This is a genomic window from Pseudomonas fluorescens (genome assembly GCF_018614775.1).
In the GTDB taxonomy this organism is placed as follows: Bacteria; Pseudomonadota; Gammaproteobacteria; order Pseudomonadales; family Pseudomonadaceae; genus Aquipseudomonas; species Aquipseudomonas fluorescens_BY.
In genome coordinates this window covers 63811-72229 of sequence record NZ_JAGGOF010000014.1, presented here as the reverse complement: position 1 = coordinate 72229, position 8419 = coordinate 63811, and the positions used below count along the sequence as shown (strand labels likewise).

The window sequence follows — 8419 nt, the reverse complement described above, 5'->3', positions numbered from 1 at the left end:
ACGCAGAGCGAGGGAACGATCCTGACGTGCAGTGTCGCAAATTTTCAAAAGGGACAAACAACAAGGGGGCGAATCTTCATCCGCCCCCTGCGTGTCCGCTTAGTCCTGCGGTTCTTCTTCGTCTGCGGCTGCGTCGAGCGATTGATCGGCGCCGGCCATGTCGTCGACATCGGCTCCTAGGGTAGCGTCGAACGCCACGCCATCGTCTTCGCCTTCCAGCTCCTCGCCTTCGACTTCCGACGGTTCCTGGACCCGCTCAAGCCCCACCAGCGTTTCATCGCTGGCCAGCTTGATCAGCGTCACGCCCTGGGTGTTACGGCCCAGGCTCGACACCTCGGAGACTCGCGTGCGCACGAGGGTACCCTGGTCGGAGATCAGCATGATCTCCTCGCCGTCGAGCACCTGGACCGCGCCGACCAGACGGCCGTTACGCTCGTTGCTGACCATGGCGATCACACCCTGGCCGCCACGCTTGTACTCGGGGAACTCGCTGATGGCGGTGCGCTTGCCATAACCACGCGCCGAAGCGGTGAGGATCTGGCTGCCTTCTTCGGGGATCAGCATGGAGATCAGTTTCTGCCCTTCCGGCAGGCGCATACCACGCACACCGCGGGCGGTACGGCCCATGGCGCGGACATCGGATTCCTTGAAGCGGGTGACCTTGCCGCCGTCGGAGAACAGCATGACTTCACGCTCGCCGTCGGTGATGGCGGCGGAAATCAGCACGTCACCTTCGTCCAGCTCCAGGGCGATCAGGCCGACGCTGCGCTGGCGGCTGAAGGATTCCAGCGGAGTCTTCTTGACGGTGCCGTTGGCGGTCGCCATGAAGATGTAGTGGCCTTCGGTGTATTCCTCGACCGGCAACATGGTGGTGATGTACTCACCATCGTCCAGCGGCAGCAGGTTGACCAGCGGACGACCACGGGCGGCACGGGAGGCTTCGGGGATTTCGTAGGTCTTGAGCCAGTACACCTTGCCCTTGCTGGAGAACAGCAACAGCGTGGTGTGGCTGTTGGCGACCAACAGGTGAGCGATGTAGTCCTCGTCCTTCACGCCGGTCGCCGATTTACCTTTACCACCGCGACGCTGGGCCTGGTAGGCCGCCAGCGGCTGGGTCTTGGCGTAGCCGCCGTGGGAAATGGTCACCACGCGCTCTTCTTCCGGGATCATGTCACCCAGGGTCAGGTCCAGGCGCGCATCGAGAATCTCGGTGCGGCGCACGTCGCCGTATTCGGCGCGGATCACTTCCAGTTCTTCGCGGATCACTTCCATCAGGCGCGTGGCGCTGTTGAGGATGCGGATCAGCTCGCCGATCTGGTTGAGGATCTCCTGATACTCGGCCAGCAGCTTCTCGTGCTCCAGGCCGGTCAGGCGGTGCAGACGCAGTTCCAGGATGGCTTGCGCCTGCTCCGGGGACAGGAAGTACTTGCCGTCGCGCAGGCCGTATTGCGGATCGAGGTTCTCCGGACGGCAGGAATCGGCACCGGCACGCTCGACCATCGCTACCACCGCAGTGGACTCCCAAGGCGTACTGATCAGCGCTTCCTTGGCTTCCGACGGGGTGGGCGAGGCCTTGATCAGGGCGATCACCGGGTCGATGTTCGACAGGGCAACGGCCTGGCCTTCGAGGATGTGGCCGCGCTCACGGGCCTTGCGCAGCTCGAACACGGTACGGCGGGTCACCACTTCGCGGCGGTGACGCACGAAGGCTTCCAGCAGGTCCTTGAGGTTCAGGATCCGTGGGCGACCGTCGATCAGCGCGACGATGTTGATACCGAACACTGCCTGCAGCTGGGTCTGGGCGTAGAGGTTGTTGAGGATCACCTCGGGCACTTCGCCACGACGCAGCTCGATCACGACGCGCATGCCGTCCTTGTCGGACTCGTCACGCAGCTCGGTGATGCCCTCAAGCTTCTTCTCTTTCACCAGCTCGGCGATCTTCTCGATCAGGCGGGCCTTGTTCAGCTGGTACGGCAGCTCGGTGATGACGATCTGCTGGCGGCCACCGACCTTGTCGATGTCTTCGATGGTCGAGCGGGCGCGCATGTAAATACGGCCGCGGCCGGTGCGGTAGGCTTCGATGATGCCGGCGCGACCGTTGATGATCGCGGCGGTCGGGAAGTCCGGACCGGGGATGTATTGCATCAGCTCATCGACCGTCAGCTCGGGATTGTCGATGAGGGCCAGGCAACCGTCGATGACTTCACCGAGGTTGTGCGGCGGGATGTTGGTCGCCATGCCCACGGCGATACCGCTGGAACCGTTGACCAGCAGGTTGGGAATACGGGTCGGCATGACCGCCGGGATCATTTCGGTGCCGTCGTAGTTCGGCACCCAGTCCACGGTTTCCTTGTGCAGGTCGGCCAGCAGCTCGTGGGCCAGCTTGGTCATGCGCACTTCGGTGTATCGCATGGCCGCGGCGTTGTCGCCATCCACGGAACCGAAGTTGCCCTGGCCGTCTACCAGCAGGTAGCGCAGGGAAAAGGGCTGCGCCATCCGGACGATGGTGTCGTACACGGCGGTGTCGCCATGGGGGTGATACTTACCGATCACGTCACCGACGACACGGGCGGATTTCTTGTACGGCTTGTTGAAGTCGTTGCCCAGCTCGCTCATCGCGAACAGCACGCGCCGGTGCACGGGCTTCAAGCCATCGCGCGCATCCGGCAGCGCCCGCCCGACGATTACGCTCATTGCGTAGTCGAGGTAGGACTGTTTCAGCTCGTCTTCGATATTGACCGGGAGGATTTCTTTGGCCAGTTCGCCCATGAGAAGCCTGATTCCTTTTTCTGGTGAAACCTCGTCAGTCCAGATGGGACGAACGAAGCTCGCCGCTGCTGGACAAGTGCCAGGCAGCGACTTACGACAAATCAACGAGTTATGCCATGGATCTGCGCAGTAAAGGCCACCTCGCGAGGCAGCCCTGGAAACCGCCGGATGTTATCACAAGAGCCGCCACGCACCTATCCCCCAGATGCGCATGGTGCGTAGTTAGTTGACCGATGACAGGCTGGTAGGGGATCAGGGGGGCTTAGAAGCAGTGCGACTGGAAAATTTGCTCTCAAATGCAAGCTATTTGCCGCCCGCAAGGGCCTCTTCGCGAGCAAGCCCGCTCCCACAGGGAGTTTGTGTTTCCCCGGATATCGAAAACAACGCTAATCGCAGCGCAAGACACAAGCGGGCTTGCTCGCGAATGCAATAGTTCAGGCGACACAACTTCTCAATGCAGCCGCTTGCGACACATCAACTGCGCAAGCTTCGCCGTATCGGGGCGCTCGATGATGCCCTTTTCGGTGACGATGACGTCGATCAGGTCCGCCGGGGTGACATCGAACACCGGATTGAACGCGTCTACCTGCGCGCCAATCCGCTTGCCGCCGATCTCCAGCAACTCGCGCCCATCACCTTCCTCGACCGGGATGTCCTCGCCACTGGCCAGGCTCAGGTCGATGGTCGCGCTGGGCGCCACCACCATGAAGCGCACACCGTGATGCATCGCGCAGACCGCCAGCTGGTAGGTGCCGATCCGGCTCGCCACGTCGCCGTTGGCGGCAACGCAGTCAGCCCCCACGATCAACCAGGTCACGCCCTTGGTCTTCATGATATGGGCAGCGGCGGAATCGACATTGAGGGTCACCGGGACGCCTTCGCTGGCCAGCTCCCACGCGGTCAGGCGCGCACCCTGCAGGCTCGGGCGGGTTTCGGTGGCATAGACACGCTCGACCATGCCCTCGATGAACGCGCCACGGATCACGCCCAGCGCAGTGCCGAACCCGCCAGTGGCGAGGGCACCGGTGTTGCAGTGGGTCAGGATGGCCTGGGCATTGCCCTGATGCTTGCGGATCAGGTCGACGCCGAGCTGGGCCATGGTCAGATTGGCTTCGCGATCGCTCTCATGAATGGCAACGGCTTCGGCCTCGAGCACCGCCAACGGCTCGGCATGGTCCTTCAAGCGCCCCAACCGGTCGCGCATCCGGTCCAGCGCCCAGAACAGGTTCGCCGCCGTCGGCCGGGCCGCGGCCAGCAGGGAGAAATCGGCTTCCAGGGCAGCGTGCCAGTTGCCACCCTCTGCCAGCCTGGCGCGAGCAGCCAGCACCACGCCATACGCCGCGCAGATCCCGATAACCGACGCACCCTGTACCACCCTCGCGCCAATCGCCTCGGCCACATCGGCAGCGCTGGAGCAGGCGATCCAGTGTTGCTCGAACGGCAAACTGCGCAGATCGTGCAGGTACAGGACGCCATCACGCCAATCGATGGCTTTCACCTTCTCTGCAGCCAACAGTCGATCGCGCATCCCTCACCCCGTACTCATCAACAAAAGCCGCCGATTATAGCGATCCCTCCGCGAAGACGCTCGGGTATACTTCGCCATCCTTTATACGCCATGGAACCGCTCCACGATGCCCAAGCCTGCCGTTGCGCTCGACTTATTATTGCTGCCGAGCTGGTTGGTGCCTGTCGAACCCGCCGGTGTGGTGCTCAAGCATCATGGCCTGGGCATTCGCGACGGTTGCATCGTATTTATCGGCCCACGGGCAGAAGCCCTCAAGTGTGATGCCGCAGAGGTCCGGGAGCTGCCCGGCATGCTTCTGGCCCCAGGGCTGATCAATGCCCACGGCCATGCGGCCATGACCCTGTTTCGCGGCCTGGCCGACGACCTGCCCCTGATGACCTGGCTCGAACAGCACATCTGGCCGGCCGAGGCCAAATGGGTCGACGAGGATTTCGTCCGCGATGGCACCGACCTGGCGATCGCCGAGCAGATCAAGGGCGGCATCACTTGCTTCTCTGACATGTATTTCTACCCCAAGGTTGCCAGCGAGCGCGTGCACAACAGCGGCATGCGCGCGCAACTCGCCATTCCGATCCTCGATTTTCCGATCCCCGGTGCCGCCAGCGCCGACGACGCCATTCGTCAGGGCATCGAGCTGTTTGGCGACCTCAAGCACCATCCGCGGATCAAAATCGCATTCGGTCCCCACGCGCCCTACACCGTGGGCGACGAGAACCTGGAGAAAATCCGCGTGATCGCCGAGGAACTGGACGCGCCGATTCATATGCACGTTCATGAAACCGCCTTCGAAGTGCAGCAGGCTGTGGACAACACCGCCGAACGACCGCTGGCTCGGCTGGGGCGACTCGGCCTGCTGGGGCCGCGCTTCCAGGCCGTGCACATGACTCAGATCAGCGATGAAGACCAGGCTTTGCTGGTAGAAAGCAATTGCAGCGTGATCCATTGCCCGGAATCGAACCTGAAACTGGCCAGCGGATTCTGCCCGGTGGAGCGGTTGTGGCAGGCCGGGGTCAATGTGGCCATCGGCACGGATGGCGCCGCGAGCAATAACGACCTGGACCTGCTTGGCGAAACCCGTACCGCCGCCCTGCTGGCCAAGGCGGTTGCCGGCTCGGCCACGGCCCTGGACGCCCATCGCGCGCTGCGCATGGCCACGCTCAATGGCGCTCGGGCGCTGGGCATTGAAGCGACCGTGGGCTCGCTGGAAGTCGGCAAGGCCGCTGACCTGGTGGCCTTCGACCTGTCGGGCCTGGCGCAGCAACCGATCTATGACCCGGTGTCACAGTTGATCTATGCCACGGGGCGCGACTGCGTGAAACACCTGTGGGTGGCCGGCAAACCGCTGCTGGAAGATGGCCGGCTGACCCGTCTCGACGAATCGCAATTGACCGCCACGGCACAGGCCTGGGGGCGCCGCATCAGCGGCCACGACGACTAACCAACGCCCCTGGAGCCGTAGCGCTCGGGACACCTGACTTTCCCAGCTTTTCGAGGATCTGCACATGAGCAACGTCGACCACGCCGAAATCGCCAAATTCGAAGCCCTGGCCCATCGCTGGTGGGACCGTGAAAGCGAGTTCAAGCCGCTGCACGACATCAACCCGCTGCGGGTCAACTGGATTGACGAACGGGTCAACCTGGCCGGCAAGAAGGTGCTCGACGTCGGCTGTGGCGGTGGCATCCTCAGCGAAGCCATGGCCCAGCGCGGCGCGACGGTGATGGGCATTGACATGGGCGAAGCACCGCTGGCAGTGGCGCAGCTGCACCAGCTGGAATCCGGCGTCAGCGTGGAGTACCGGCAGATCACCGCCGAAGCCCTGGCGGAGGAAATGCCCGAGCAGTTCGACGTAGTCACCTGCCTGGAAATGCTCGAACACGTGCCGGACCCGTCCTCGGTCATCCGCGCCTGCTTCCGCATGGTCAAGCCGGGCGGCCAGGTGTTTTTCTCCACCATCAACCGGAACCCGAAGGCGTACCTGTTCGCCATCATCGGCGCCGAGTACATCATGAAGCTGCTGCCGCGCGGCACCCACGACTTCAAGAAATTCATCCGCCCGTCCGAGCTGGGTGCCTGGAGCCGCATGGCCGGGCTGACCGTCAAGGACATCATCGGCCTGACCTACAACCCGCTGACCAAGCATTACAAGCTGGCCGCCGACGTCGACGTCAATTACATGATCCAGACCCTGCGCGAGGAGTAAGGCGATGCGTCTCAAAGCGGTTCTCTTCGACATGGACGGCACGCTGCTCGATACCGCGCCGGACTTCATCGCCATCTGCCAGGCCATGCGCGCCGACCGTGGCCTGCCACCGGTAAACGCGCAGCACATTCGCGACGAAATATCCGGTGGCGCCCGGGCGATGGTCGCGGTGACCTTTTCCATGGACCCGGAATCGCCAGGGTTCGAGGCACTGCGCCAGGAATTCCTCGACCGCTACCTCAAGGGTTGCGCGGTGCACAGCCATCTTTTCGACGGCATGGCCCAGGTGCTGGCCGACATCGAGGCGGCCAACCTGATCTGGGGCGTGGTCACCAACAAGCCAGTGCGCTTCGCCGAGCCGATCATGCAGCAGTTGGGCCTGGCGGAGCGCTCGAAAGTGCTGATCTGCCCTGATCATGTGAAGAACAGCAAGCCGGACCCGGAACCGCTGACCCTGGCGTGCAAGATGCTCGACCTGGACCCGGCCAGCGTGCTGTTCGTCGGCGACGACCTGCGCGACATCGAGTCCGGCCGCAGCGCCGGCACCAGGACCTGCGCGGTGACCTACGGCTACATCCACCCGGACGACAACCCCAGGCACTGGGGTGCGGACGTGGTGATCGATCATCCGTCGGCGCTGCGTGAAGTGCTGGATAACGCGTTGTGCAGTTGCTGAGCTGATCGCTCTTTGTGGCAAGGAGACTGGCAAGAAGGTCTTTGAAGAACAGCCTGAAGATACATCTGTGGGAGCAAGCTTTGCTCTCACAGTAAACCTGCTCTTCACCACAGTTCGTCACTACGCATCGTTATGTTTTCGTGAGGTTTTTTATGTTTGATTACTCTGCCCGCCCCGACCTGCTCCAGGGCCGGGTCATCCTGGTCACCGGTGCCGGTCGCGGTATCGGCGCAGCCGCTGCCAAGACCTACGCCGCCCACGGCGCCACCGTGCTGCTGCTGGGCAAGACCGAAGCCAACCTGACCCAGGTCTATGATGAAATCGAAGCGGCCGGTCATCCGCAGCCGGCGGTAATTCCGTTCAACCTCGAAACCGCCCTGCCCCATCAGTACGATGAACTGGCGGCCATGATCGAAACCGAGTTCGGTCACCTGGACGGCCTGCTGCACAATGCCTCGATCATCGGCCCGCGCACGCCGCTGGAGCAACTGTCCGGTGAGAACTTCATGCGGGTGATGCACATCAACGTCAACGCCATGTTCATGCTCACCGGTACCCTGTTGCCGCTGCTCAAGCTGTCCAGGGATGCTTCGGTGGTGTTCACCTCCAGCAGCGTAGGCCGCAAGGGCCGTGCCTATTGGGGTGCCTATGGCGTGTCCAAGTTTGCCACCGAAGGGCTGATGCAAACCCTGGCTGACGAAGTCGACAGCGTCGCCGCCGTGCGTGCCAACAGCATCAACCCCGGCGCTACTCGCACCAGCATGCGCGCCCAGGCCTATCCGGGGGAAAACCCCCTCGACAACCCGACACCTGAAGCGATCATGCCGGTCTACCTCTACCTGATGGGCCCGGACAGCACGGGCGTCAACGGGCAGGCGTTCAACGCCCAGTGACCCACCTACACGTCGCGACGGCTTCCCGTCGCGACGCGCCTTCTGATGGCACGCTGCCAGGCGAACCGCCAAATCGGCGGCGCCCCCACCGCTGAATCACTCACCCACCTGTTGACAACTCATTGATTTTTTGAAGGTTTTCATAGAAATGAACCGAATGGCACGACTTTCGCTCTAAATATCCTCAAACACGCCATGTTCGGCGGGTAACGGACATTGAGACGAGACTTAGGCCAGCCGAGGAAAGCGGACTAAACTCCTATCAGAGTCCTACGGGACTGAAGGACCAGTACGACGCGCAGCCCAAAGCCGCGGCACCCAGCCTGTCGGGACAGATTAGCTTAGGGGCTTA

Annotated in this window: 6 protein-coding genes; 4 read left to right on the top strand and 2 right to left on the bottom strand. The window is 62.8% G+C overall.

The genetic code is table 11. The annotated features are described in order from the left end of the window. Positions 1-99 precede the first annotated feature (99 nt). Both gyrA and mtnA read right to left on the bottom strand, forming a co-directional pair. Positions 100-2769, bottom strand: coding sequence for a DNA gyrase subunit A (gene gyrA / locus J7E36_RS04295; protein WP_215000203.1), 2670 nt, complete (start codon positions 2767-2769; stop codon positions 100-102). 451 nt (positions 2770-3220) lie between these two features. Beyond that, a complete protein-coding gene (gene mtnA, locus J7E36_RS04290) occupies positions 3221-4297 on the bottom strand; it encodes an S-methyl-5-thioribose-1-phosphate isomerase (RefSeq protein WP_215000201.1) in 1077 nt (358 codons plus the stop codon). 106 nt (positions 4298-4403) lie between these two features. Here mtnA and J7E36_RS04285 point away from each other — a divergent pair, with 106 nt between their 5' ends. The 4 genes from J7E36_RS04285 (at position 4404) to J7E36_RS04270 (ending at position 8067) form a co-directional block, all read left to right on the top strand. Then, on the top strand, positions 4404-5735 hold the full coding sequence (locus J7E36_RS04285) for a TRZ/ATZ family hydrolase (protein WP_215000199.1): 1332 nt from the start codon (positions 4404-4406) through the stop codon (positions 5733-5735). 64 nt (positions 5736-5799) lie between these two features. Continuing rightward, positions 5800-6498, top strand: a complete 699-nt coding sequence (ubiG, locus tag J7E36_RS04280; protein WP_020299633.1) for a bifunctional 2-polyprenyl-6-hydroxyphenol methylase/3-demethylubiquinol 3-O-methyltransferase UbiG — start codon at positions 5800-5802, stop codon at positions 6496-6498. A gap of 4 nt (positions 6499-6502) precedes the next feature. Then, positions 6503-7174: an N-acetylmuramic acid 6-phosphate phosphatase MupP gene (gene mupP, locus J7E36_RS04275; protein ID WP_215000197.1), complete on the top strand. Its 672-nt coding sequence runs from the start codon at positions 6503-6505 to the stop codon at positions 7172-7174. Between the two features lie 152 nt (positions 7175-7326). Beyond that, complete coding sequence (locus J7E36_RS04270) at positions 7327-8067, top strand: YciK family oxidoreductase (protein WP_215000195.1); 741 nt, start codon at positions 7327-7329, stop codon at positions 8065-8067. Positions 8068-8419: the final 352 nt, after the last annotated feature.